Raw genomic sequence first — 19,732 nt, forward strand, 5'->3', positions numbered from 1 at the left:
GGGCCCTTGGCATTGCTGGCTGGATTACTCGCCTTTGACTTCTGCGAGCTTGGCGCGGAGCTTTTCAAGGCCGGTGCGCTTGTCCACATCGACACCCAAAGCCTTCAGTTCGGCGATGATTGCATCCCTCTCATCGCCATCAGCATCGCCAGCATCGACCAGTTTCAGGTTGCCGCCATGACCGTCGATTTCCAGTACGATCTTGGCGCCCTTCTCGTAGAGCTGCCCGTTGATGAACGAGCGCTCGAGCACTTCATAGGTGCTAGGCATTGGTCTGCACCCCCGCAACGATGCCGGCGGTTACCTTGCCAGTGGTTGGCGCGGTACCAGTCACGGTGTAGTTCATGCGCAGATAGCGCTCGGTCTTCTGCGGCAGGGTGATTACCGGGGTCTGGTAGCCGGCTTTCAGGTCGGCCAGAGGGACCACCGTGGTGAACAGGATGCGGGGCGAGCTGAACGACGAGTTGTCGTCAGCCTGCAGCTCGATGGTCAGGCTGGTGAGGGTATTGAAAGCCTCGACTACCTGGACGCACAGAGGGATGTCGCCCGCGCGCCCAACGTCCTTGGTGTCGCCACGGTCGATTACGTCGGTCGAAGCCGCCGAGGCGGTGATCGCCTGGGCGTTCGACATGAGCAGTTTCTTGTCGAAAAGCATGATCTGTTCTCCTTTAGACAACGCGGGCTTCGGTGTTGAGTAGCTCGTCGCAACGCTTGATCGGGATGCCCAGAAGCTCAGGGATCTTGCGACCGGCGTACTCGCCCAGGGTGAGGTTGACGTTTTTCGAGTTCATCGCCTGCAGGTGCAGGAATGTCTGGATGGTGCGGTTGCAATAGATCACGGTCTTGCCTTCGCCCTGCATTGGGTTTTCCAGCAGGTAGTAGGCCTTGATCATGTTTTCGATCAGCTTCGCGCCAGAGGCCGCATCCGAGGTCAGGGTGGTGACATCGATGTTTGCCACGCGTGCGTTGGCGCGCCAGTCGCGAACCGACATGCCGATGTCCCACTTGAAGTGGTCGCGATAGGCCTGGAACTCGCCGCCTACGTCGTCCTTGACGGTATCTTCACCCAGATTGCGGTGCTGGAAGCCGGCCACGCTGCCCTTCGGGTACAGCAGGTGGGTGGTCAGTTCGCCCCAGGTCACGAACCAGATCGAGGTGTTGGTCGAGCCAGTGCCACCGGCGTCAACGATGTTTCGCCCGGACTCGGCAGCGAGCGAGTTGTAGCGCGGAGACAGGCCCAGGAAGGCCTGTGGCTCGGTCTGGGTGTTGCCGTAGAACATGTAGCGCGAGGCCTTGTTGTTGAAGCCTTGCAGCTTGCCCAGGTTTTCAGAGGCGCGGAATGCAGCCTCGTTACCGGAAAGGTCAGCCAGACCCTTATCCACCAGGCCGTAGTCCTCCATCATGCCGGTGGTGTCCAGCACCGGGACGGTGGTCGATTTGCTTGGCTGCACGCCCTGGTTGAACATGCGCCAGGTTGGCTCAGGGATGCCCGAGCGCATGGTGGTCTTGTGCTTGGAGCCGTCGTTGCACTCCATGTACTCGGCGTCCATGAGGATGTCGTTCTGCTTTGCCATCAGCTCGACGATCTTCATGATCTTCTTGGTGCTGTCTTCCCGGCTGAACTTGTCGATCAGCGTCGGCATGGTGGAGGCGAGAATTGCCATGAATTACTCCTTTTGCCTTAACGGAAGGCGTCAACGATGGACATTTCGGATTTAGGTACTTCGGTGGTGGTGCGGTGCAACCTGCCTTCGCCCAGCTCCTTGCCAGCCTTGTGGAACAAGCGGACGACTTCGGGGTGCGACCCCAAGCCAGATTCCGCGAGGAAGGCAGAGAGCTCTGGAGATCCAAAGTCGGTCAAGAACTGCTGCGCTACCGCGACGTTGGCGTCGAAGTTGGCGCCCCCGAACGCGGCATCGCTGCGCAGAGCGGCTTCCCACTCGCCGACCTGCTTGTTGCGGAACTCGATGGCCTGCTGCTGGCTTGCCTCTTGGGCCGCCAGGGATCGCTGGGCATCGAATGCAACGAGCCTGTCAGCCTGCTCCTGGGTCAGACCCAGCTCCTTCAGCACTGGCGAAAAAGCGGCCAGTTGCTCTTCGCTGATGGAGTAGCCGTCTGGCAGGTTGGCGAACGCGTAGGCTTCAGGGACTACCGGGGCCGGTGGCTCTGCTGGCTTCTCGGCTGGGTCTTGCTGCGGTGCCTGCGCCGGATCAGCAGCAGGCGGTTGCGACGGCGGAGCTGCCGGGTCGCTTGCGGGTGGGGTGGCGCCACCTGCAGGACCACCATCGGTGTTCGATTCGTTCATGAGGAAGTGGCCGAGACGGCCGTGGATGAAGAGGCTCATGCTTCACCCCCTTTGCACTTGCCAAGCCCGATAGGACAAGGGGTTTCTACGCACTCGGCGCAGTAGCGGTGAGGTGCGGCATGCGGGCAGTCCTGCGACGGCGCGTTCTGCGCGGCCAGTTTGCTGCGCAGCTCATAACCCATCAGCGGCCATACCTTGGCCACAGCGTTCTCTCGGGCGATGCGGCGGCCGATCTCGGCGTCGAAGTTCTCCGGGCTGGCGCAGGCACTCTCACCGGTGACGGTGAAGCCGTTGCGCAAGACCAGGACGCAGAATGTAACCAGATTCAATGCCTGGATGGTCCGTGGCACTTCCCAGTCTTCAGCGTACTTGGCGTGCTCGCCGGTATGAGCAGCACCGTCGAAACCGGTGAAGTAGTGCTCGCTGCCAATGTTCGCCTCGATGTCTGCCGGGCGAATGCGCGGCGCGTTTAGGCCCTTGGCCTGGATTGCTTGCTCAATTGCTTTGTCGCTCATGGTCATTCCTCTTTGCTGACCGTGGTGTTTTCCTGAACCATCAGCAGGTACTGCTCAGGGATCAGGGTTCGGATCTCGTCGGCCAAGGATCGGCCAACCTCGTAGGCGCCAAGCAGGTAGCTCTGCCGGCCGCCATGGGTATCGAAAAGGGTTGTGCGACCCTCGAAGCGGGTCGCGGTCAGCAGCTGCCAAACAAAGCGGCGGCCGGTCTGCGTGGCCATCTGGGCTCGTACGTCGGCGTTACGGCGCTTTTGCGCCAGGCGCGCGGCGTCCTCCCGCTGCTGCGAGATGTCTTCGTCGTCGAACATTTACGCTCCGAGGATCTGGCCGAGCGCGTTGTCGCCCGTGATCTGAGTTTCGGATAGGAGTTTCGCGGCCTGGACGCCACTGGCCATGGCCTGCTGGGCTTCGGCCGCCTGCTGTTGCTGGGCGCGCTGCTCGCGGATCGCCGCAACCTCTTCATCGCCACGGATGACAGTTGGCACGACGCCAATGGATTCTCCGTACTCGTCCACCCACTGGTCGGCGTCGAACTTGTCGCGTACCTCTGGGAAGGCGGCCGACAGATTGCCGATGGTCGACGCGATGCGCTCCAGGCCGGTGACTGCCGAGGCTTTCTGCGCCTGGGCCAGGATCGAGATGTAATCAGCCTCGACCACGGTGCTTCCCAGCTCTTCTGGCGGCTCAGGGAGCAGCGGCTCGCCGTCGATCAATCCAGCCCAGATAGGCATCGACTGACGCAGCATGATGCCGAACACGCGCTCAATGATCGGGTCCAGGCCTTCGTAGTCGACGCGCTCAACCACTGGCCCGAGCATCGACATCTTCTCTTCGCGACGGGCGTTGATCTCGGTCGCCGTCCTGACGTCATCCATCTGGCTGATCATCAGGAACAGGTCGGTGTAGAACGAGCGACGGATGCGCGCCTCGTGCTTGGAGATCTTGGCCTCGATGAACTGAAGCCATTTCGCATCCGGGGTGTAGATTGGCGCCATCTGGTTCTGGCCGCCAACCTGGTCAACGTAGGTGATCGATCCAGGGGTGGTGGAGCTCGGCTGTCCGCGCAGGCTGGACGGCGCCTGGATAGCTGGGTTGGCGCCAGTCTCAACCAACCGTGCCGAGTTGCGCTCGTACAGCTGCAGGGCCTTGATATCACCAAGACAGCGGCGGCCTGGCCCGGTACCGTAGCAGTCGCCCGGCAGAGCATCCCAGCGCATCACGGCCACCGGGAATTCGTGGAACCCTTTCTGCTCCAGCACCTTGTCGGATGGCGCAGCTTTCTCCCACACCAGACCAATGAACGGCAGCTTGCGGCTTACCTTGGAGTCGGGAACGTGGTCGGCATTGGGCTCAACCATCTGGATACAGTCAAACCACTGGTCCTGGCGAGACTCATTCAAGGCGTTCTGCGCCTGAGTGCTGAGGTTCTCCTTGCCGAAGCGTTCGGCCATCTGCGCGGCTGTAAGCTTGAACTCGCGGTAGAACGAGTTGCACTTGCCATCGGCGCCGTTGGCCACGTAATACTCGCCGGCGGTGAACACTTCGCAGCGGATGCCGGTCTTTGGATCTGCGTCAATCCAGATGGCACCAGTCCCGAATACGCCCATTTCCAAGTAGGAAACGTGCTGGCAGTTGTAATAGTTCGAGCGCAGCAGCACATCGCGCATGCGCTCGGATGCCTCGAACAACCAGTTCTTGACCGGGCCGAACTCCATGGCCTCTTTGTTCTGCACCACCAGGTTGAACCAAGGGCGCGAACGAGAGGTGAGGCCTGACATCATGCCTGCGGCAAGCGCACCACTATCCTCAGTGGCCTCGTTGTTGATGATCTTGTTGTTGCGGCGGTCGCCCTTGTTGACCTGCTGATCACAGAGCAGGCGCGAGCGCATCGGCTGGATGAAGTCGGACAGCTCTTGCCAGTTCGTCTCCCAGGAGGAGCGCTCATTCTTGAGCATACCTAGGCGCTTCTCGGCCCTCTGGCGCAGAGTGTCAGCCATGGTTATTGCCCCAACAGGGTCTTGGTGGCGGTCGGTGCTGCTGCAGCGCTCGCCCCACCCAAGATGGTCGATGTGAGACCAGCAGCCTTAGCCCGGCGGCGCTTGTCTGCGGCGTTACCCTCGGCGTCAGCGGTCGACACGTCGCTACCCTTCACCTCTTCGGCGGTGGTGGTGTTGGTCTTTGGCGTGTCGAAGCTGTCGCCGAGCACTGCATCGCTCAGCCCGAGCGTTGCAACGTTGGCCGCCTGTTTGATTGCTCCGCCCATGGGTGCAGTCCTCAGTTGAAAGGGTCGTAATTAGATTGGTGGACGCCGTGCGTCACCGGCTTGCACTGGAACCGCTGACGGGCAAAGCGACGCATCATGTAGGCGTACCGGGCAGCAGCCAGGATGTCGTCGCCAAGCTTGACGATCCGGCCCTTCTCATCCCGGTGGTAGTTCATCTTCTCTTCGAAGAAGCCGCTGAGGTGGCTGAACACCTTCCAGCGACCCGTGGTCATGCGTTCGTACATCTGGACCAGGCCTGCCTCAACGCCGACGCCGCCATCTGGCCAGGTGGCGTGCTCCGGCAGCATGTTCCAGCCCGCATCGACGTAGGCTTTCTTCTGCTCGTCGCCCGAGGACTTCTCGGACTGCAGGCCGTCGCTTGGCCAGGCAGTGGGCACATGCTGGGCCCATGACTTGACCGAGCCCCAGGCGGTCACCGGCGTGACCCGCGATTGCTTCCAGGCGTGAGCGACGTAAATAACGTCTGCCTCCATATCGATCCACAGCTGCACATGTGCCTGCGGGTGATCCCAGCCGAAGTCCAGACCATTGATGACCCAGAAGTGATCTGGGCATGGGAACGGCGCGCACTTGATCGCCTCGTCACCGAAGTCAAAGATCAGGCCGGTACCGAGCAATGGTTCACCTTTCGTGCGCATGTCGCGCTGCCAGGCCGGGTATGCCGCCAGCAATTCGCGCTTGGTTTCTTCGTTGAGGTGCGGTGCGTCATCCCAGGTGGCGCGCTGCATGTACTGGCCGTCTGCCGGGTCGTCCATGAACTTGACGACCAGCTCGGTGCGACCGTTCTCCGGGGTGAAGGTCAGGATGCCCCTGCCGCCCCTGCCCAGGTCACCGGTAGCGGTTCGCGTGATGACCTGTGGGTAAATCTCTTTGTCTTCGGGCTCTTCGTCGATGTGATACCAATCGACGCTGTCGCCCATAATCGCGTGCTGGCCCTGGCTGTAGGACCAGAACTGCACCGTGGCAATGTCGCCACTGCTGTGCCTGACCCTGACTTCACGCATGGCCCCGGAGGTGCCGGTAGCCGACAGGTGGCCAACGATGCGGTCAGCCGGGATAAGGCCGCCAGTCCACTTGCCCTGCTCCAACGTGCCAAAGAGCGGCTTCTGCAGCAGGTCGCGGGTCTTCTCCATCGAGTAGCCCAGCAGCCAGCACAGGGGCGCGTGGCCAAAGCGGTGACCCTCCCAGTCTTCCGGATAGTCGCCCAGCAGGTGGATGGCATCGATCGTCAGCCCGGTGCGCGTCTTGCCGACCCGGTTGGCCGCCATGAGCATGCATGAGCGGTGGCTGGCCGTCGCCCGAACGTACTTGAGTTGCCAGTCATACAGCGACTCGAACTGAAGCAGGTGCTGCCGTTGAGCATTGCGCCGCGCCTTCTCTTCAAGCAGGGCGAGCAGCTCAAGCTTCTCAGCCCGCGATACCCGAGAGCTTTGCGATACGGCGGTCAAGTTCGTCTTCCGTCAGTTTGCTGCGGTCGTCTTGCGGCTGCTCGGCATCGACGTTGTAGGCCTGGCGCTCCAGTGCGATCAGGTTCTTCAACGTCTCGCCAAGCTCCTTCATGACCTTTGTGCGGTTCGGCAGGCTGGCGATCTTGCTCGCCAGGTCAAGAAGCGCGCCGTCGGCCTCATCTGAGTCTTTGAGCTGGTCAATCAGCTCCTTGATGGTGGCTCGCTCTTCGGTAATTCCCTCAAGCTCTTCGAGCAGAGTGTTCGCCAGCTTGCGATACCGACCGATGTCAGTCCGGTGTGCAATCCGAATGCTGGCGATTACCTGGGCATTCGCCTCGACGATCCGCCTCTCGGTTACCAGCGCTTCTTTGTTAACTTCGGTGTTAACCAGCTCGGTGTTAACCAGCGAATCGGCCTTGGCCTTGATCTTCGCCTGCAGGTCACGCTCCCACCCATCACGCTTTGCACGCTTATGGATGGCCACGTGGGAGACGCTGCAGGTCGAGGCGATCTCTCGCACAGAGAGGGTGCCAGCGCGGTACAGCTGCTCGATGCGCTCCCAGTCAGTTGCGATCTTGTCAGTCATTTCTTACTCGCCGGCGGCGACCGGGGATGCCACTTCGGCGCCGTGGGCTGGTTCCTCGGGCTCGGTGTTTCCAGCCTCACCTGTGCTCACGGGCTCCTTCACCACCGCCTGTTGCTGGCGCATCCAGGAGAACTTGGGGAAGATCGCCACGACGACGCCGGCCGACGCGTACAAAGTCAGGCCGTTGGAGTCGAGAACGTGGGTGACGGCTTCGATGCGGTGCACCTGACCATCGGGGTCTTTGATTTCGTACTGGCTCATTGAACTGCTCCTGGGCAGGCCGTGCGGACATAGTCCTGCAGGGCATTCAGTTGTCGGATGGCGTCGTCGCCGTCGTTGGCGATGGCGACAATTCGTTCAGCAGCCGCTGCGTCAAGCTCGGCTCGCGTTTTTGCATTACCCAGCCCGGTGGCGGAGGCAGATCCTGCGGCAAGCAAGCCGGCGGTGAGGACTGACAGCCGGCGATTGCCAGTAGCGACATCAGCACGAAGGCTGGCATTGGTCTGGTTCGCACGTTCGCGCTCCTGGGTGTGCTGGGTGTCGAGCTGGGCCAGCAGGCGCTGGGTGTTCTTGCGTGATTCGATGGAAGCTTCCAGCTCATCGATACGCGACGATTTGGCATCGAGCTCGGTGCTGACATGGTCAAGCCGCCAAAACGCCAGGATCGTGACGATGGAAAGCCCAGCGATGACTGCCAGCAGGCACTTGGTCACGACAGCGCCCGTCGCACGCCTTCGCTGATCACGGCATCGCTGTATGGGTTGCTGCCGTTCTCATGGGCGATGATCGCAACGACGAAGCCCTTGAGCGTGGCCGGATCGGTCAGTTGGATCTTGGCGCCTGGCGCGGTACCGGTACGGCGCTCGACCGACCGTACGTAGGCGGCGGTGTCGTTCTCGCTGGACGGCGCCCAGCGGCTGATGATCTTGGCCACGGTGTTCAGCCCGTAGACGCGCTGGTAGGTCTGCAGCAGCTTGCCCAGGGCCCGAATGCCGTTCTCCGGCGTGTCGAACCGGGCAAACCGCGGCTTGTCCACACCTTCCTCCAGCCCGAGTTGACCATTCCACTTGTTGGCCGGGCTGTAATCGATGTTGCCCGGGTTGTTGTTCCGTATGCCGCGCGGAGTGCTCATTGCCCGGTACCTTTGGTAGGCAGCTTGAAGTCAGCGAAGCGATCGGCAAAGTCGGCGATCTTCTTCACGCCGATGAAGCCGATACCGCCGCCCAGGCCAGCAGCGAGATTCTGCGGCAGGCCGAAGTACTCCAGAAGCGGGAAGGCGCCGGCAGTCAGCAGCGTGCAGAGCGATGCCTCCAGCACAGCCTGGCGGCGAGTTCCACCCCCGTAGATGATCCTGAGCAGGGCCATACCGAACGAGAGGGCGCCGGCGTACAGCAGCGGCGCATGCGAGCTCAGCCAAGCAAGCAGCACCGCCCAGGTGTCTGGTTTATCTGGCATGTTGGACATACTCGATATCCCCTCTCCGGGGCAGAAATGAAAAAGCCCGCGCAGTGGCGGGCTGAATGATGGGTAACAAAAAGCCCAGCGCGATGGCTGGGCTTGTTGGAAGCGGTAAAACCGCAATATGAGGCGAATAGTGCTACTGATCCGCGCGGATGTCAATCGGCCAGCAGCTAGAGAGGCGAACCTTCTCCGGTCTGATCGGCGAACGCCTTAAACTCAGGATTGCCGCACCGCAGACTGACTCGAACCTCCAGGCCGTCAACCATTATCTCGGGGTCGTGCCACACAGCAACCAACGATTCGTCCAGATAAGCTTTGTTGAACTTAGCTTGCTCGTATCGGTGAATTTTTAACCGGCCTTGCGCTACCAGTTCGCGAAGATCAGGCAATCCAATGATTCGGCCAAGCCTTTGCATGACCTCATGCAACAGGTAATCATCAGCAGCCTTGGCGGCTGCTCCTGCCGCACTTCTGCAAATCGCGTCCCTCGGATTCATGCCGCCTCCCTCATCATCTCCAGCGAGCTATCCACCCATGCTACCCCGGCCTTGATCAGTTCGCGAGCCTTGGCCTCGCTGATGCCGAACTCACGCCCGACGCGGATGGCTGGCCACTTGGCGCCGAAGTATAGCCAGATGCAATCGCCCATCTGCTGGTCGCGGCGGGTCAGCCTGGCCACGGCTCCATCAACGACACCGGCAAGGTCGTCAGTGATGCAGTGGCTCCGACTGCTGATCTGCTGGACGTTATCGCGCATCAGGGCAAATGCCGGCGACACGTAGCGTGGCACCCCCATACCGCTCATGCGCCACCAGCCCCACTGCTCGAGCAGGTATTCGGTATCGCCCATGGGCTTCATGGCCTTCTTCAAGCTCTCGCGTTTGCTCATTGGCCCTGCTCCTTCTTCCGGCGATGCAATATGACCATGCCGCGCACAATGGCGTAGCTGGCGAAGATGAACATGCCCAGGATCAGCAGCTGGGCGCTGTCGGTTGGTGTCCAGTTCATGCTGCTGCCCTCCGGGAGTCTTTGAGTTTTTGCCTGTACAGGGCCTTGATGGCCTGCAGGTCTTCGATGGTCAGGCGCTGGGGCCTATGAGGCCCTTCGAGCCAATCAACCTTGTCGGCGCCGATACGCTTCACGAGACGGATTCGGTACTCGACCGCGTTACCCGACAGGTTCCGGTTGCATTTCACGCACTGGCGGTGGACGTTCAGCGGCTCGAAGCGCAGCTCCGGACAGGCGCCCACTGACCGGTAATGGCCGGCGTCCCAGCGGCTGCCGGTGATGAGGTCATGGTCGCTCGGCAACGAGTCGCAGCTGATGCATGGAAGGCCGGCGTCGCGCTCGCGGATGTAGGCGTTGAATGCGGTCTGCGCCTCGGCCATGTGCTCTCGACGGGTCTTCAGCTTCTCTCGGCGCTCCTGCAGGTCCTGGCGAGCCTGCTTGGTGATGGCCTTGGCCGCGATCTTCTGCAGCTTCGGGTCTTTGGCCATGGCCTTGGCGCAAGCGATGCTGCACACCTTCTGCGTGGTCATGGTCGGTTTGAAGAGCTTTCCGCAACCTGGCGCCTTGCACTTCTTCGGCTTGATCTCCTTGGCCAGCATCAGTACTGCCCTCCCCACCGATCCGGCTCAGTCCAGCGCACGCCATGCTCGGCGCCGAAGGCATGCATCACTTCGAACAGGTCGCTGAACCACTTCTGCGACTGCTTGCGGGTCGAGACGCCCAGGACGACGAAACCCCCATCGATCCCGGGCACCGCGTCCTGCTTCTGCACCGCTGCACTGAAGATGTGCTTCCAGTCCTCGTCGGTGAGCTTGCGGCCGTACCACTCCACCTGCTGGGAGACGTCGCGGAGCATTGCCCACATCTTCCGGTTGCAGACGTCCGGGCGCTTCTCGTCCTTGATGACCACCACCTTCGGCTTGGTGAGGTCGATGGCGTGCAGAGCGCCGTACAGGCGGTTCAGGTCTTGGCTGCTGCGAATGGCGAACTCAGCCACGGTTCCCCTCCTTCACCCAACGACGGATTGCCATCTCGCAGCCTGAAATCAGGCACACACCATTCGCCAGGCCGCGGTGGGTCTTGTTGGTCCCGCAGCCGCACCAGCATTTCGGCTGGCGACCTGGGCGCTTCTTCCTGACCTCCATGTAGCGGATGTGGCCTGACTGCCCGCCGACCTGGCCCCAGCCGTCCATACCGCCTCGCATTGCTGCGGACCGCGCCGCAGGTGACATGCTGTTCAGGTTGGTCATGGAGCCACCTTCAGGCCCTGGGCCTCGATCAGGTCGCGAGATTCGGTGTGGCAGCGATTGAATCCGTCCTTGAAGCTGCTGGTGTCTGCATGGCTTTCGTAGACCTGGCGCGCAGGAAGCTCCACCACCAAGGCCTCGCGGGAGGCCTGCCAGGCCCAGTACGCCAGGCGCACCATTGGGTCACGGTAGTCTCCGTTCTCCTGTCGCCATTCGAGATTGGCCTTGGCGCGCCGGCGGATATCCTGGCCGCAGTACGCGGCCATTTCCTCGACATAGGCTGCCTCGAACTGCTCGCGCATCTTGTTGGTCTCCATCAGTGCTTCTCCCCGCGAATGTCGTCGAGCGCAGCGCGCATGCTGCTGTGAATGGCGTCGTAGTCCTTGACCGACTCTGGCGACAGGAAGCCGGCGCCATCCGGCTCAACGAGATCCCAGAGGCGCCCGTAGAGACGGCAGAAGGAGTCGCAGGCGCTCACCAGCTTGTCGATTTGCTCTTGGGTAGCCATCACACCCCCTCCCCGGCCGGCTGCCCGGCGCGCTTGATGTTCAACTGAGCGACAGCGGCGCGTGTCTGCCGCTTGCGCAAGTAGGTTTCGACGCGGCGTCGTTGGGCCTCTTTGGCGCGCTGGCGGTCTTTCTTGGCTTTGGCAGCCTCGATGATGCAACGCACCTCGGCCAGCTTTTCGCGTACCTTAGGACCGGCCTTGGCTCGCACCTCGCCAGTGATAAGTCCTGCGATGGCACGTCCATCCTCGGATGTAGGCGCAATACACAGGTGAGCCAGATGCTTGGCTCCTGCTTCCTGACTGATCAGCTTCGATCGCACTGCAGACTCGATAGCAGTGACGCGCCGTGCCGGGTCATAGCCAAGAGAGACTTCCCACTTGGCCGGGGTTGCCTCAGCCCTCGCGGCGAGAACGAGGCGCTCGTAGGCGCTCATGAAGGCCATACGGGCGCCGACCTTATCGCCAGCCTCAAGCACTGGACTTGACGCGGACATGGCCTGGCGGATCTCGGCAGTCATCACCACCGTTTCGCTTTCGTCGCTGGCCGATAGGGCAATGGCCCAGGCCTCGTCCTTGCCTGGGTGTCCATCAGCGGCCTGGGCATGTTTTAGGATCGCGGACACGGTCAGTCGACCACCTTCACGACGGCAGGTGCGCAGGGCATTGGTCAGCACGGATTCGCTGTACTCGCGCAGATCCTCGACCATGAGCAGCGCAGCGCCCTGGGTGAGCTGCTGCCCCATCACCTCGGCGGTGGCGAACAGGGAGAGCAGCAATTGGTCTTGCTGGTCTTCACTCAGCATGGGTTGCAGCCCTCTTGGCTCGAAGCGCTTCCAGGGCCCGCTCGGCGGCGCTGTAGTTGGCTTGGGTTTGCTCTTGCTGCCGAGCTGTGGTGGCGTTCATCTGGCGGCCAGTCATCCACTGGGTGCGGTAGGCCTCGGCCTTGGCCAGCAGCGAGCCGAATTCGTGACAGGAGCGGATCAGGTAGCCATCGTTGATCGAGACGAAGAACTCAGCGACGCTGGCCGCCTCGGCTCCCAGGCGCTTCAGGAGGTCGTTCACCTGACGGTTGACCTTGGCGTTGCGGACAGGCTGAACACCGTAGCGATTGGTGTAGGCCATCGAGTAAGCCGACCAGATCGATCGGCATGCTTCCTGGCGGGCCAGTTCAGCATCGGTCGATTTCGCGGCGCGCTTCGGCGACGCCGGAGCGAGCACCAATGCCGTAGTCTCTGCTGTAGTCTCTTGTGTAATCTCTGTAATAGTTGTGCCGTTTCGGTCGCACTTGTCAGACCCTTTGGGCATAACTTGTTGTGCCTTTTGGGTAGAACCAGTTGTTCCTTTTGGGCAGGACTTGTTGTGCTCTTTGGGCAGAACTGGAACTGACTTTTCACCGCTCAGGTATTCGAGCAGAAGATCGGTATCGACACGGAAGTGCATCTTGGCCGGGACGCCCTTGCGAACCTCTTCCAGCAGGTGCATGCCAGCCAGGTTCTTTCTGGCGGTCCGGACCTCCTTGCTGGACAGGCCGATCTCTTCCTCCCACTCGGCTTCGGTCTTGTAGAACCAGCCGTCACCGGTGCGTTCAGTCCAGTAAACGGCCTGCGAGAGAAACTGAGCAGCCGAAGCGCTCAGACCCAGAACACGCCTGAAAGCCGGGTAAACGGCAACAGCGCTTCCAGCCAATTCAGTGAGCTGCATCCTCAACCGACCTTTGCTTATCGCATGTAGTGCTGCCATAATGGGTCTCGCGAAATTGATGTTTGAAAGAGCCGGCCTTGCCCGTCGGCTTTTTTTGTGCCCGGCCTCCGGGCTTCCTACCGCCTGCGGAACGCTTGAATCGTTCCCGTCATTGCCCTTGGCCTGGTGCGCCTGGTCAGTTCCTGCTGAATCCCGAGCTTTGCAAGCTCGCTTGGGGTCATTCCCCGTCTTGCGGCCTCGGCCTCCAGCAATTTCAACTCTTCCGGGTCGAGCAACTCGCCAAGCTCCATGCCCTGCTTTTCTGGCATATCGCCTCCGGTCCTTCGCGGGTCCCTACTGGGTCCCTACGGTTTCGCTTCAGGCCGCGCGGTCGTCGCGGATAGAATTACCAACAACATCAAGCAGCCAGGACTTCAGGACTTCGCGCGCCAGGACGGCTTTCTTGGTGCCGTGGATCTGGGCGGCGTACTCCAGAAGGCCATCGAACTTGTCGTCCAACAGGACCTTCATCTGGTTGATGTTCTTCTCACTGGGTCGTGTCAGGTCGCTCATGCGGAAAAGCTCCTTGGGTTGAAGGTGGTTAAGCGGCGGATTTGGTCGAGGAAGCCTTGAGCTTGCCCTTGGTCATCACCTGAAGCTGGTACTGCCGGCTCTCAGGCACGGTTTCTCCCCACTGCGTTACCGCGCTGGGGTTGATCCCGAGAGCCGCGGCCAGCTTGGTCTTCGAGCCGAAATGCTTGATGGCGTCGGTCATGTTCATTGCGAGTCCTCGCGTAGCAATAGCGTGATTTCAGCACACTTAAAGCGCGGACGCAATTGCAGCAGATGTTTTTTACCTGCTTAAATTAAGGTGGCTTAACATTTTCTGATGAACAGAAATGAACGAATTGCCCGCGCCATATCGCTCAGCGGGAAATCAAAGAGCGAGATCGCCAACCTTTGCGGTGTGGCCCCTTCGGCTGTCACGCAGTGGATCAGTGGCGAGAGCAAAACTCTCAAGGCCGAGAGCGTGTTCGCGCTCGCCAAGGCCACGGGGTTCCGCCCTGAGTGGCTGACTTTTGGAACCGGCCCGGAGAAATCAGTCGAGGCAGGTCCGCTCCACTCCCAAGGCGAACTGATTGGACTCGTATCTGCGTGGGATGCAGACGATCCTCTGGATGATGATGAAGTCGAATTGCCATACTATGCCGAGGTCGAATTCGCCGCAGGAAATGGCATGACTGAAGTAGTAGAGGTTGCTGACCGCAAGCTTCGATTCTCGAAGGACACACTGAGAGCTGCTGGAGTGCAGCCTGATTGCGCTGCCGTGGCCAGGGTGAAAGGCCGGTCGATGGAGCGCCTCATCCTTGACGGCGCCGCGATCGGCTTCGACACCAGCTTCACGCACATCGTTGACGGCGAGATCTACGCCTTCAATCAAGATGGCATGCTCCGCGTCAAATACCTCTACTCGCTCCCGGGCAATTCGGTGCGCATCCGTAGCGAGAACTCCGAGGAATATCCGGACGAGGTCATGACTACTGATCAATTCCGCGAGATCTCGATGCTCGGCCGTGTATTCTGGTGGTCAACCGTTCGCAGGGCTCCACGCCGATGATCACAAAGCAGCGACTCGAAAACGCTTTCATGATTGGCCTGGCTGCCATTGTTCTTGATGTCGCTGCGTACATGTTCGATCTCAAGTATGCCGGCGTCGCGTTCTGCGTCGGCCTGTTCATCTGTCTGGCATCCTGTCTGGCTTCAATCGTTTATGGCGAAAAAGCCCGGAAAGAAGAGATTGCCACCCTCCTGGTAGGTATCGCTGGCCTGATTTGGCTTGCTGCAAAAAATCTTTAAGCCCGCCTGATCCCAATAAAGCCCGCCAAGCGCGGGCTTTATTGTGTCTGCGCGATCCTGAAAATTTCAGCACACTGAAAAATATTTGTTCAGCACGCTTGACGAATGTTTTCAGTGCGCTTAAATTTCAACTCACAGCCGGCGCACACCGCCAGGCCGAGGCCCTAAAGCCTCGCCGCTCTTTCACATTGATGGGAACCTCGCGGATCGATCCCGGCAACGGTACAGCGCGAGCAATAAATTCGATCCCCATGCCAGCTCTGGAACTGGTGAATAGACCGCATTGCCTCTACCGGCGACCGGCGATCAGACGGGTCAGATAGCCCGCCCACGACAGGAACAACCTGTACGGCTGATCGAGAGCGAAAGGCTCGAACCGCGCGAACGACCCGGCAAGCAGTGCGCCCCGCCACCCCGGCGGTAATGGGACAGAAAGATTTACTGATGCCGGTTCACTGAGCCGGCATTGGAAATCAACTGGAGGAACACAGCATGAACAAAGTCCTTCGAATCACTCTTGCCGGCGAGCGCGAGCTGTTCGCCGACAACGACTTGGCCGCCTGCATTCGCGAGGCGAACCGCATCAACGCCGAGCGCGGCTACACCAACGGCGTTTGCGTGGTCGAGATGGAAGATGGGCAGCGGATGACAGCCGCTGACTGCAAGGCGGCGGCATGAGCCTGCGCGACCAGGGCTTCAAGTTCTGCATCAGCCCAGACAAGCAGAAAGGCCGGTGGCTGCACCCTACCGAGCTCAAGGTGCTCCACCCCGACTGGACGGACGTCACGGAATGGCCGAGCGAGGATCTGGTGGCTTTCTTGATGCCGGTACCGGAGCAACAAGAGCTGTTCGCAGCATGACGATTTCACTGGCTGGCCTTGGCGACAGGGCCAGACGGGAAATCAACCGCCCTGGAGGGCAAGACAATGGCCTGGATACTCAACAGCGCCAACAAGCCAGTGGAAGCCGCAATTGGCAGTCCTGAACAGGTCGCCACCAAGGGTGATTGGTTCCTCACCTACGAGCTGGCACTGCAAGCCCAGCGCCAGCGCTGCAAGCACGAAACGAAGCTTGGCCACAGCGGCACGGGTCGAGTGTTCTGCGCTGACTGTCGCAAGCCGTTCAACTGAACAACCAGCGCCGCGTCAGCATGACGTTAACTGCCCGATGCCCTGCTCCCCATCGCAGGGTGGATCGGGATGTGATCTGAGTACCGTCTTCCAGCGCGAGAGCAATGGGCGGCAAACGTCATGCAGATCACACCCCGATGCAGACACATCGTAAAGCGCATCACCGTTAGCCTTATGCATCGTAAGGCTCACCAAGCCGAACATTATCTCCATCCCCCTCCCTTCACTCTGACTCAAGGAGACGCAAATGCTGACGCATGAGCGCCTGCGCGAGCTATTGGTTTACGACCCTGAAAGTGGGGTCTTCTCCTGGCTCCAATCGAAAGGAACCCGAGTAGCTGGAAAGCCTGCCGGATACATCTGCCTGGACAAGGGCGTGTACGTAACCATCGATAAGAAGGGTTATCGCGCCCATCGCCTCGCTTGGTTCTACATGACTGGAGCGTGGCCGGCTGATCAGGTCGATCATATTGATCGAAACCAGAATAACAACGCTTGGGCGAACCTGCGTGAAGCCACAGCGGCGCAGAACAGTCAGAACACCAGTCGCTCCTACCGCAGCGTCAGCGGCGTCAAGGGCGTCACTTGGGACAAGCATGAGGGCATGTGGCGAGCCTCAATCACTTGCAACAAGGTGGTTCACATCCTCGGTCATTTCCACAACGTCCAGGTCGCGGCAGAGCAAGTTGCTGCAGCCCGGGAAAGGCTCCACGGCGAGTTCGCTTGCCACCTCTAACCACTTCCAATTTTCGACCGCATTAGGCAGGCGCCAGGCCACCTTTCACGGTGGGCTTGGTCACCCTGCGCCTGGCTCCTGGCCAATGCGGTCCTGAGGATCAACTATGAGCAAGGAATTCACTGAGCCAGCCTTTCCGGTACCTGGCCTGCATCACGACGCCGACTTCAACGGCATGAGCTTGCGCGACTACTTCGCCGCGAAGGCGCTTGCAGGTTTTGCGGCCAACCCATCAATGATCGACAGCAACGACAGCAAGGCGATCGCCTACATGGCTGACTGCGCCTACCAGGCTGCCGACGCCATGCTCGCCGCCAGGGTGAAGCCATGAGCACCCCTATCGATGTGAAGCAGAACCCTGACGGATCATGGACTGCCAAAGGCGGTTCTTCCCTCACGATCGTGAGCGTTACCGCCCTGACCGAGCACAAGGCGGTGGCCGGACATGCGGTCGCCCTGTCCGCGATTCAGGCTCAGGGCAAAGGCTGGATCAAGTGCTCTGAGCGCATGCCTGAGCTGCCCAAAGGTGGCGGTAAGGCTCGGGTAATCGCCTACACGCCAGCACGGAAAGCACAGAGCGCCTTCAACGGCGCCCGCTTCCTCTACTGGAACGGCATTGACTGGCGTTACGGCGATGGCTCGCGCTTCGAGCATCGCGTGACCCACTGGCAGCCACACCTCACCCCACCCACCGAGTAACCCACCGACTGGAGGCGACCATGGGCGCACTTCGAGCAGCACAATGGCAGTACGACAACCAGTTGCCTCCGGCGGTGAGCGAAAGCGCGGCTGAGCAGGCGGAGGCACGCTGGATCGACGACGGTATCGCAGAGCTGATGGCGCGCCGTGACGTAGTGTTCCAGCGCAACTTCCGCCAGCGCGGCGTGACCTACGAGCGCTTCGCTCAGGCGGTGGATGAATTCGTGATGGGCCAGCTGGGCCTGAACGGCATCAGCAACTCGGTGCTGGGCCGGCTGGTGTTGGCGGCGCGTTGCAAGGTCACCAGTGATGCAGCAGCGGCAGCCGAGGAGATCATGAGCGTGGCCAACCCTGAGTCGGCGCTGGAAGAGATCGCCCGCCAGCTGCTTACGCCCTTCGCCAAGGAAGCAGTCCTGGCCCAGTCCGAGGACGCGGAATGAATCCTCACAGCGTGGCGGTGAGCGCCATTGAGGCCGCAATCGAGACGATGCTTCTGCCGGGCTCCGGCCCGGTGGAGGATGCGAAGGCCGAATCCATGGTCGTCGCCTACTTCTCTCTTCTGGCCATCGACTCCAACGAGTTCAAACACTACTGCGAGCGCATTCGGCGTATTGCCGTTCGGCGCAAGGAGGCTGCATGACTACGCCGATCTTCCCGTCGATCATCGACGACCAGGTGGCCGAGGTCGCCCAGGCCGTGCCAGACGATCGAATCCTGCTGGTGTTCAAGGGCCTGACCATGGAGGACGCCATGAATCAGGCGCGCATGGCGCACATCGAGAACCCTGCGGCTTGGTCTGGCCGGGCCTACCTCTGCGGCATGTGCACCCTGGCCTACGAGGTTCGCACGTGAGCCGCCAGCAGGCCAGGCGCTGGGCGTTCTGGCGCGGCTCCTTCTCCATGCTCTTCGCCTGCACCTTCTTCATGCTCGCCAGCGCACTGGCCGGCAGCATCACTTCCTGAACACACACCCGAGCCCGGCGGGCCCTTAGGGGATAACCGGACCTACCCGGAGCGTAAGCGGCGAGAGCGCGCAACCATCCACCGCAGCCAGGGCCTGGAGCGTACCTCCGTGCCTGGGTGACCTGGCGATTCCCTATTCCAACTGACGGCGCCGGCCTGGCGCGAGGTGCACCAATGTCCGCAGAACTTCAACTGGTCGAGATCGACCAAATCAGCGAAGAGAATGCTCCCGCTATCTACGTGACTGGCGGCCTAAAGCGCTTCATCGAAATCGCAAAGGCAGGCGCCGAAGGCGAAATCCCTGACCTGACAACTCGCAAGGGTCGTGAGCGTGTTGCATCCCTGGCGGCCCAGGTCAGCCGGCACAAGACGGCTGTCGAAAAGCCGGGGCGCGAGTACCTGAAACGCCTGAAGGAGATGCCAAAGGTAGTTGAGGCTGAACTGCGCGAGTTCGTGAATGAGATGGACGCCCTCCGCGACCGCGTTCGCCAACCTCTGAATGACTGGCAAGCCAAGGAGGACGCGCGAGTCGAGCGCCACAACTCAATGATTCGACACATTGAGGATTGCGGTCTTGGTCTGATCGGTGGAACCCCGCAACCATTCGCCCTGCTCTTCCGCGAGCTGGAAGAGAAGATCATCGTCGACGAGAAATTCGAAGAGTTCGAGGCCGAAGCGCATCGCGCAAAAACCACAGCACTGGCAAAGCTCAAGGCATCTTTCGAGGAACATCAGAAGCGTGAGGCTGAGCAGGCAGAGTTGGAGCGCTTGCGCCGCGAAGCAGAAGAGCGCGCTGAGCAGGACCGCATCCGGGCAGCGCAGGAGGTCGCCGTCGAGGCGGAGCGCCAGCGCGTGGCCCAGCAGCAGCAAGCAGAACGCGAAGCGGCAGCCCGCCGTGAGCAGGAGCTGCTTGACCAGGCCGCTGCGCAAGAGCGCGAAGCCGAGAACCAGCGTCTCCAGCTCAAGCTGCAGGCGGAGCAAGCCGAACGTGCCCGGGTCCAGGCTGAAGCCGACCGCGTTGCCGCCGAGCAGCGGATGGAGCAGGAGCGTCAAGCGGCCGCCCGCCGGCAAGAGGAAGCAGCCGAGCAGGCCCGCCAGGACGAGCGCCGCCGCGCTGATGCCGCTGCCGCCGAGATCCTGCGTCAGCAAGAAGCCCGCGAGCGCGACCAGGCCCACAAGGCAAAGGTTATGGGCGAGGCCAAAACCGCTTTGATGTCACTGAACATTACCGAGGAATTGGCCAGGGCCATCGTGCTCAAGATTGCCCGCCGCGAAGTACCGAACGTCACCATCAACTTCTGAGGTA

39 protein-coding genes are annotated in these 19,732 nt (G+C 61.0%); 12 read left to right on the plus strand and 27 right to left on the minus strand.

The features are described 5' to 3' along the window. Positions 1-24: 24 nt before the first annotated feature. The 27 genes from J5M58_RS05660 to J5M58_RS05785 form a co-directional block, all read right to left on the minus strand. Positions 25-270: a hypothetical protein gene (locus tag J5M58_RS05660; protein WP_207877441.1), complete on the minus strand. Its 246-nt coding sequence runs from the start codon at positions 268-270 to the stop codon at positions 25-27. Beyond that, positions 263-655: a Bbp16 family capsid cement protein gene (locus J5M58_RS05665; RefSeq protein WP_207877443.1), complete on the minus strand. Its 393-nt coding sequence runs from the start codon at positions 653-655 to the stop codon at positions 263-265. Before J5M58_RS05665 ends, J5M58_RS05660 begins: the two co-directional genes overlap by 8 nt. A gap of 13 nt (positions 656-668) precedes the next feature. Then, complete coding sequence (locus tag J5M58_RS05670) at positions 669-1,664, minus strand: major capsid protein (RefSeq protein WP_207877445.1); 996 nt, start codon at positions 1,662-1,664, stop codon at positions 669-671. Positions 1,665-1,681: 17 nt separating this feature from the next. Then, positions 1,682-2,344, minus strand: coding sequence for a hypothetical protein (locus tag J5M58_RS05675; protein WP_207877447.1), 663 nt, complete (start codon positions 2,342-2,344; stop codon positions 1,682-1,684). Beyond that, positions 2,341-2,820 (minus strand): Gp49 family protein, encoded by a 480-nt coding sequence (locus J5M58_RS05680; RefSeq protein ID WP_207877448.1) that lies wholly within the window; start codon positions 2,818-2,820, stop codon positions 2,341-2,343. Before J5M58_RS05680 ends, J5M58_RS05675 begins: the two co-directional genes overlap by 4 nt. Before the next feature lie 2 nt (positions 2,821-2,822). Next, positions 2,823-3,128 carry a hypothetical protein gene (locus tag J5M58_RS05685; protein ID WP_207877450.1) on the minus strand — a complete coding sequence of 102 codons (306 nt, stop codon included), beginning with the start codon at positions 3,126-3,128 and terminating at the stop codon, positions 2,823-2,825. Then, the gene (locus J5M58_RS05690) at positions 3,129-4,817 is read right to left on the minus strand and encodes a portal protein (RefSeq protein ID WP_207877451.1); all 1,689 of its coding nucleotides are present in this window, start codon (positions 4,815-4,817) and stop codon (positions 3,129-3,131) included. Positions 4,818-4,819: 2 nt separating this feature from the next. Further along, complete coding sequence (locus tag J5M58_RS05695) at positions 4,820-5,083, minus strand: hypothetical protein (protein ID WP_207877453.1); 264 nt, start codon at positions 5,081-5,083, stop codon at positions 4,820-4,822. 11 nt (positions 5,084-5,094) lie between these two features. After that, the gene (locus J5M58_RS05700; protein WP_207877455.1) at positions 5,095-6,552 is read right to left on the minus strand and encodes a terminase family protein; all 1,458 of its coding nucleotides are present in this window, start codon (positions 6,550-6,552) and stop codon (positions 5,095-5,097) included. Then, on the minus strand, positions 6,512-7,138 hold the full coding sequence (locus J5M58_RS05705) for a hypothetical protein (RefSeq protein WP_207877457.1): 627 nt from the start codon (positions 7,136-7,138) through the stop codon (positions 6,512-6,514). The genes J5M58_RS05700 and J5M58_RS05705 overlap by 41 nt, the downstream gene beginning before the upstream one ends. A gap of 3 nt (positions 7,139-7,141) precedes the next feature. Then, on the minus strand, positions 7,142-7,399 hold the full coding sequence (locus tag J5M58_RS05710) for a hypothetical protein (RefSeq protein WP_207877459.1): 258 nt from the start codon (positions 7,397-7,399) through the stop codon (positions 7,142-7,144). Beyond that, positions 7,396-7,851 (minus strand): lysis system i-spanin subunit Rz, encoded by a 456-nt coding sequence (locus J5M58_RS05715; RefSeq protein WP_368857197.1) that lies wholly within the window; start codon positions 7,849-7,851, stop codon positions 7,396-7,398. Before J5M58_RS05715 ends, J5M58_RS05710 begins: the two co-directional genes overlap by 4 nt. Continuing rightward, positions 7,848-8,270, minus strand: a complete 423-nt coding sequence (locus J5M58_RS05720; RefSeq protein ID WP_207877461.1) for a structural protein — start codon at positions 8,268-8,270, stop codon at positions 7,848-7,850. Before J5M58_RS05720 ends, J5M58_RS05715 begins: the two co-directional genes overlap by 4 nt. After that, positions 8,267-8,602 carry a phage holin, lambda family gene (locus J5M58_RS05725; RefSeq protein ID WP_207877463.1) on the minus strand — a complete coding sequence of 112 codons (336 nt, stop codon included), beginning with the start codon at positions 8,600-8,602 and terminating at the stop codon, positions 8,267-8,269. Before J5M58_RS05725 ends, J5M58_RS05720 begins: the two co-directional genes overlap by 4 nt. Positions 8,603-8,769: 167 nt before the next feature. Continuing rightward, entirely contained in the window at positions 8,770-9,096 is a 327-nt protein-coding gene (locus tag J5M58_RS05730; RefSeq protein ID WP_207877465.1) for a hypothetical protein, read from the minus strand. Continuing rightward, positions 9,093-9,488: an antiterminator Q family protein gene (locus tag J5M58_RS05735; protein ID WP_207877467.1), complete on the minus strand. Its 396-nt coding sequence runs from the start codon at positions 9,486-9,488 to the stop codon at positions 9,093-9,095. The genes J5M58_RS05730 and J5M58_RS05735 overlap by 4 nt, the downstream gene beginning before the upstream one ends. After that, entirely contained in the window at positions 9,485-9,607 is a 123-nt protein-coding gene (locus J5M58_RS28290; RefSeq protein WP_306795233.1) for a hypothetical protein, read from the minus strand. The genes J5M58_RS05735 and J5M58_RS28290 overlap by 4 nt, the downstream gene beginning before the upstream one ends. Continuing rightward, entirely contained in the window at positions 9,604-10,206 is a 603-nt protein-coding gene (locus tag J5M58_RS05740; protein ID WP_207877469.1) for a recombination protein NinG, read from the minus strand. The genes J5M58_RS28290 and J5M58_RS05740 overlap by 4 nt, the downstream gene beginning before the upstream one ends. After that, positions 10,206-10,604, minus strand: a complete 399-nt coding sequence (locus J5M58_RS05745) for a recombination protein NinB (RefSeq protein ID WP_023379904.1) — start codon at positions 10,602-10,604, stop codon at positions 10,206-10,208. Before J5M58_RS05745 ends, J5M58_RS05740 begins: the two co-directional genes overlap by 1 nt. Then, the gene (locus tag J5M58_RS05750; protein WP_207877471.1) at positions 10,597-10,857 is read right to left on the minus strand and encodes a hypothetical protein; all 261 of its coding nucleotides are present in this window, start codon (positions 10,855-10,857) and stop codon (positions 10,597-10,599) included. Before J5M58_RS05750 ends, J5M58_RS05745 begins: the two co-directional genes overlap by 8 nt. Further along, positions 10,854-11,171 carry a hypothetical protein gene (locus J5M58_RS05755; RefSeq protein ID WP_207877473.1) on the minus strand — a complete coding sequence of 106 codons (318 nt, stop codon included), beginning with the start codon at positions 11,169-11,171 and terminating at the stop codon, positions 10,854-10,856. The genes J5M58_RS05750 and J5M58_RS05755 overlap by 4 nt, the downstream gene beginning before the upstream one ends. Further along, positions 11,171-11,362 carry a hypothetical protein gene (locus J5M58_RS05760; RefSeq protein ID WP_207877475.1) on the minus strand — a complete coding sequence of 64 codons (192 nt, stop codon included), beginning with the start codon at positions 11,360-11,362 and terminating at the stop codon, positions 11,171-11,173. Before J5M58_RS05760 ends, J5M58_RS05755 begins: the two co-directional genes overlap by 1 nt. Then, positions 11,362-12,165: a hypothetical protein gene (locus J5M58_RS05765; RefSeq protein WP_207877477.1), complete on the minus strand. Its 804-nt coding sequence runs from the start codon at positions 12,163-12,165 to the stop codon at positions 11,362-11,364. Before J5M58_RS05765 ends, J5M58_RS05760 begins: the two co-directional genes overlap by 1 nt. Continuing rightward, positions 12,155-13,063 carry a hypothetical protein gene (locus J5M58_RS05770; RefSeq protein ID WP_207877478.1) on the minus strand — a complete coding sequence of 303 codons (909 nt, stop codon included), beginning with the start codon at positions 13,061-13,063 and terminating at the stop codon, positions 12,155-12,157. Before J5M58_RS05770 ends, J5M58_RS05765 begins: the two co-directional genes overlap by 11 nt. 116 nt (positions 13,064-13,179) lie before the next feature. Beyond that, entirely contained in the window at positions 13,180-13,371 is a 192-nt protein-coding gene (locus J5M58_RS05775; protein ID WP_207877480.1) for a hypothetical protein, read from the minus strand. Between the two features lie 49 nt (positions 13,372-13,420). Further along, positions 13,421-13,615, minus strand: coding sequence for a hypothetical protein (locus J5M58_RS05780; protein WP_207877482.1), 195 nt, complete (start codon positions 13,613-13,615; stop codon positions 13,421-13,423). 28 nt (positions 13,616-13,643) lie between these two features. Further along, entirely contained in the window at positions 13,644-13,823 is a 180-nt protein-coding gene (locus J5M58_RS05785) for a Cro/CI family transcriptional regulator (RefSeq protein ID WP_207877484.1), read from the minus strand. A 108-nt stretch (positions 13,824-13,931) separates the two neighbouring features. Here J5M58_RS05785 and J5M58_RS28295 point away from each other — a divergent pair, with 108 nt between their 5' ends. The 12 genes from J5M58_RS28295 (at position 13,932) to J5M58_RS05845 (ending at position 19,728) form a co-directional block, all read left to right on the plus strand. Further along, a complete protein-coding gene (locus J5M58_RS28295) occupies positions 13,932-14,660 on the plus strand; it encodes a helix-turn-helix transcriptional regulator (protein ID WP_207877486.1) in 729 nt (242 codons plus the stop codon). Further along, entirely contained in the window at positions 14,657-14,899 is a 243-nt protein-coding gene (locus tag J5M58_RS05795) for a hypothetical protein (RefSeq protein WP_207877488.1), read from the plus strand. The genes J5M58_RS28295 and J5M58_RS05795 overlap by 4 nt, the downstream gene beginning before the upstream one ends. 492 nt (positions 14,900-15,391) lie before the next feature. Then, on the plus strand, positions 15,392-15,577 hold the full coding sequence (locus tag J5M58_RS05800) for a hypothetical protein (RefSeq protein ID WP_207877490.1): 186 nt from the start codon (positions 15,392-15,394) through the stop codon (positions 15,575-15,577). Continuing rightward, on the plus strand, positions 15,574-15,759 hold the full coding sequence (locus J5M58_RS05805; RefSeq protein WP_207877492.1) for a hypothetical protein: 186 nt from the start codon (positions 15,574-15,576) through the stop codon (positions 15,757-15,759). The genes J5M58_RS05800 and J5M58_RS05805 overlap by 4 nt, the downstream gene beginning before the upstream one ends. A 66-nt stretch (positions 15,760-15,825) precedes the next feature. Beyond that, the gene (locus J5M58_RS05810; protein WP_176509786.1) at positions 15,826-16,029 is read left to right on the plus strand and encodes a hypothetical protein; all 204 of its coding nucleotides are present in this window, start codon (positions 15,826-15,828) and stop codon (positions 16,027-16,029) included. Positions 16,030-16,276: 247 nt separating this feature from the next. After that, on the plus strand, positions 16,277-16,765 hold the full coding sequence (locus J5M58_RS05815) for an HNH endonuclease (RefSeq protein ID WP_207877494.1): 489 nt from the start codon (positions 16,277-16,279) through the stop codon (positions 16,763-16,765). A 106-nt stretch (positions 16,766-16,871) separates the two neighbouring features. Next, a complete protein-coding gene (locus J5M58_RS05820) occupies positions 16,872-17,096 on the plus strand; it encodes a hypothetical protein (RefSeq protein ID WP_207877495.1) in 225 nt (74 codons plus the stop codon). Continuing rightward, on the plus strand, positions 17,093-17,464 hold the full coding sequence (locus J5M58_RS05825; protein ID WP_207877497.1) for a DUF551 domain-containing protein: 372 nt from the start codon (positions 17,093-17,095) through the stop codon (positions 17,462-17,464). The genes J5M58_RS05820 and J5M58_RS05825 overlap by 4 nt, the downstream gene beginning before the upstream one ends. Before the next feature lie 20 nt (positions 17,465-17,484). Then, positions 17,485-17,904: a hypothetical protein gene (locus J5M58_RS05830; RefSeq protein WP_207877499.1), complete on the plus strand. Its 420-nt coding sequence runs from the start codon at positions 17,485-17,487 to the stop codon at positions 17,902-17,904. Then, a complete protein-coding gene (locus J5M58_RS05835; RefSeq protein WP_196177931.1) occupies positions 17,901-18,104 on the plus strand; it encodes a hypothetical protein in 204 nt (67 codons plus the stop codon). The genes J5M58_RS05830 and J5M58_RS05835 overlap by 4 nt, the downstream gene beginning before the upstream one ends. Continuing rightward, complete coding sequence (locus J5M58_RS05840; RefSeq protein ID WP_186674270.1) at positions 18,101-18,316, plus strand: hypothetical protein; 216 nt, start codon at positions 18,101-18,103, stop codon at positions 18,314-18,316. Before J5M58_RS05835 ends, J5M58_RS05840 begins: the two co-directional genes overlap by 4 nt. A gap of 284 nt (positions 18,317-18,600) precedes the next feature. Beyond that, positions 18,601-19,728 carry a hypothetical protein gene (locus tag J5M58_RS05845; RefSeq protein WP_207877501.1) on the plus strand — a complete coding sequence of 376 codons (1,128 nt, stop codon included), beginning with the start codon at positions 18,601-18,603 and terminating at the stop codon, positions 19,726-19,728. Positions 19,729-19,732: the final 4 nt, after the last annotated feature.

Origin of the sequence: Pseudomonas sp. 32_A, assembly GCF_017490905.1 — a bacterium.
GTDB classification, from domain to species: domain Bacteria; phylum Pseudomonadota; class Gammaproteobacteria; order Pseudomonadales; family Pseudomonadaceae; genus Aquipseudomonas; species Aquipseudomonas inefficax.

What these genes read in the sequence shown, in the direction of transcription:
- J5M58_RS05670 (WP_207877445.1), bottom strand. Translation starts at nt 1,664, where the DNA reads ATGGCAATTCTCGCCTCCACCATGCCGACGCTGATCGACAAGTTCAGC.
- J5M58_RS05760 (WP_207877475.1), bottom strand. Translation starts at nt 11,362, where the DNA reads ATGGCTACCCAAGAGCAAATCGACAAGCTGGTGAGCGCCTGCGACTCC.
- J5M58_RS05705 (WP_207877457.1), bottom strand. Translation starts at nt 7,138, where the DNA reads ATGACTGACAAGATCGCAACTGACTGGGAGCGCATCGAGCAGCTGTAC.
- J5M58_RS05665 (WP_207877443.1), bottom strand. Translation starts at nt 655, where the DNA reads ATGCTTTTCGACAAGAAACTGCTCATGTCGAACGCCCAGGCGATCACC.
- J5M58_RS05680 (WP_207877448.1), bottom strand. Translation starts at nt 2,820, where the DNA reads ATGAGCGACAAAGCAATTGAGCAAGCAATCCAGGCCAAGGGCCTAAAC.
- J5M58_RS05785 (WP_207877484.1), bottom strand. Translation starts at nt 13,823, where the DNA reads ATGAACATGACCGACGCCATCAAGCATTTCGGCTCGAAGACCAAGCTG.
- J5M58_RS05695 (WP_207877453.1), bottom strand. Translation starts at nt 5,083, where the DNA reads ATGGGCGGAGCAATCAAACAGGCGGCCAACGTTGCAACGCTCGGGCTG.
- J5M58_RS05720 (WP_207877461.1), bottom strand. Translation starts at nt 8,270, where the DNA reads ATGAGCACTCCGCGCGGCATACGGAACAACAACCCGGGCAACATCGAT.
- J5M58_RS05770 (WP_207877478.1), bottom strand. Translation starts at nt 13,063, where the DNA reads ATGCAGCTCACTGAATTGGCTGGAAGCGCTGTTGCCGTTTACCCGGCT.
- J5M58_RS05710 (WP_207877459.1), bottom strand. Translation starts at nt 7,399, where the DNA reads ATGAGCCAGTACGAAATCAAAGACCCCGATGGTCAGGTGCACCGCATC.
- J5M58_RS05690 (WP_207877451.1), bottom strand. Translation starts at nt 4,817, where the DNA reads ATGGCTGACACTCTGCGCCAGAGGGCCGAGAAGCGCCTAGGTATGCTC.
- J5M58_RS05675 (WP_207877447.1), bottom strand. Translation starts at nt 2,344, where the DNA reads ATGAGCCTCTTCATCCACGGCCGTCTCGGCCACTTCCTCATGAACGAA.
- J5M58_RS05840 (WP_186674270.1), top strand. Translation starts at nt 18,101, where the DNA reads ATGACTACGCCGATCTTCCCGTCGATCATCGACGACCAGGTGGCCGAG.
- J5M58_RS05830 (WP_207877499.1), top strand. Translation starts at nt 17,485, where the DNA reads ATGGGCGCACTTCGAGCAGCACAATGGCAGTACGACAACCAGTTGCCT.
- J5M58_RS05795 (WP_207877488.1), top strand. Translation starts at nt 14,657, where the DNA reads ATGATCACAAAGCAGCGACTCGAAAACGCTTTCATGATTGGCCTGGCT.
- J5M58_RS28290 (WP_306795233.1), bottom strand. Translation starts at nt 9,607, where the DNA reads ATGAACTGGACACCAACCGACAGCGCCCAGCTGCTGATCCTGGGCATG.
- J5M58_RS05805 (WP_207877492.1), top strand. Translation starts at nt 15,574, where the DNA reads ATGAGCCTGCGCGACCAGGGCTTCAAGTTCTGCATCAGCCCAGACAAG.
- J5M58_RS05740 (WP_207877469.1), bottom strand. Translation starts at nt 10,206, where the DNA reads ATGCTGGCCAAGGAGATCAAGCCGAAGAAGTGCAAGGCGCCAGGTTGC.
- J5M58_RS05780 (WP_207877482.1), bottom strand. Translation starts at nt 13,615, where the DNA reads ATGAGCGACCTGACACGACCCAGTGAGAAGAACATCAACCAGATGAAG.
- J5M58_RS05750 (WP_207877471.1), bottom strand. Translation starts at nt 10,857, where the DNA reads ATGACCAACCTGAACAGCATGTCACCTGCGGCGCGGTCCGCAGCAATG.
- J5M58_RS05815 (WP_207877494.1), top strand. Translation starts at nt 16,277, where the DNA reads ATGCTGACGCATGAGCGCCTGCGCGAGCTATTGGTTTACGACCCTGAA.
- J5M58_RS05775 (WP_207877480.1), bottom strand. Translation starts at nt 13,371, where the DNA reads ATGCCAGAAAAGCAGGGCATGGAGCTTGGCGAGTTGCTCGACCCGGAA.
- J5M58_RS05810 (WP_176509786.1), top strand. Translation starts at nt 15,826, where the DNA reads ATGGCCTGGATACTCAACAGCGCCAACAAGCCAGTGGAAGCCGCAATT.
- J5M58_RS05735 (WP_207877467.1), bottom strand. Translation starts at nt 9,488, where the DNA reads ATGAGCAAACGCGAGAGCTTGAAGAAGGCCATGAAGCCCATGGGCGAT.
- J5M58_RS05725 (WP_207877463.1), bottom strand. Translation starts at nt 8,602, where the DNA reads ATGTCCAACATGCCAGATAAACCAGACACCTGGGCGGTGCTGCTTGCT.
- J5M58_RS05845 (WP_207877501.1), top strand. Translation starts at nt 18,601, where the DNA reads ATGTCCGCAGAACTTCAACTGGTCGAGATCGACCAAATCAGCGAAGAG.
- J5M58_RS05765 (WP_207877477.1), bottom strand. Translation starts at nt 12,165, where the DNA reads ATGCTGAGTGAAGACCAGCAAGACCAATTGCTGCTCTCCCTGTTCGCC.
- J5M58_RS05755 (WP_207877473.1), bottom strand. Translation starts at nt 11,171, where the DNA reads ATGGAGACCAACAAGATGCGCGAGCAGTTCGAGGCAGCCTATGTCGAG.
- J5M58_RS05820 (WP_207877495.1), top strand. Translation starts at nt 16,872, where the DNA reads ATGAGCAAGGAATTCACTGAGCCAGCCTTTCCGGTACCTGGCCTGCAT.
- J5M58_RS05835 (WP_196177931.1), top strand. Translation starts at nt 17,901, where the DNA reads ATGAATCCTCACAGCGTGGCGGTGAGCGCCATTGAGGCCGCAATCGAG.
- J5M58_RS05685 (WP_207877450.1), bottom strand. Translation starts at nt 3,128, where the DNA reads ATGTTCGACGACGAAGACATCTCGCAGCAGCGGGAGGACGCCGCGCGC.
- J5M58_RS05730 (WP_207877465.1), bottom strand. Translation starts at nt 9,096, where the DNA reads ATGAATCCGAGGGACGCGATTTGCAGAAGTGCGGCAGGAGCAGCCGCC.
- J5M58_RS05660 (WP_207877441.1), bottom strand. Translation starts at nt 270, where the DNA reads ATGCCTAGCACCTATGAAGTGCTCGAGCGCTCGTTCATCAACGGGCAG.
- J5M58_RS28295 (WP_207877486.1), top strand. Translation starts at nt 13,932, where the DNA reads ATGAACAGAAATGAACGAATTGCCCGCGCCATATCGCTCAGCGGGAAA.
- J5M58_RS05800 (WP_207877490.1), top strand. Translation starts at nt 15,392, where the DNA reads ATGAACAAAGTCCTTCGAATCACTCTTGCCGGCGAGCGCGAGCTGTTC.
- J5M58_RS05825 (WP_207877497.1), top strand. Translation starts at nt 17,093, where the DNA reads ATGAGCACCCCTATCGATGTGAAGCAGAACCCTGACGGATCATGGACT.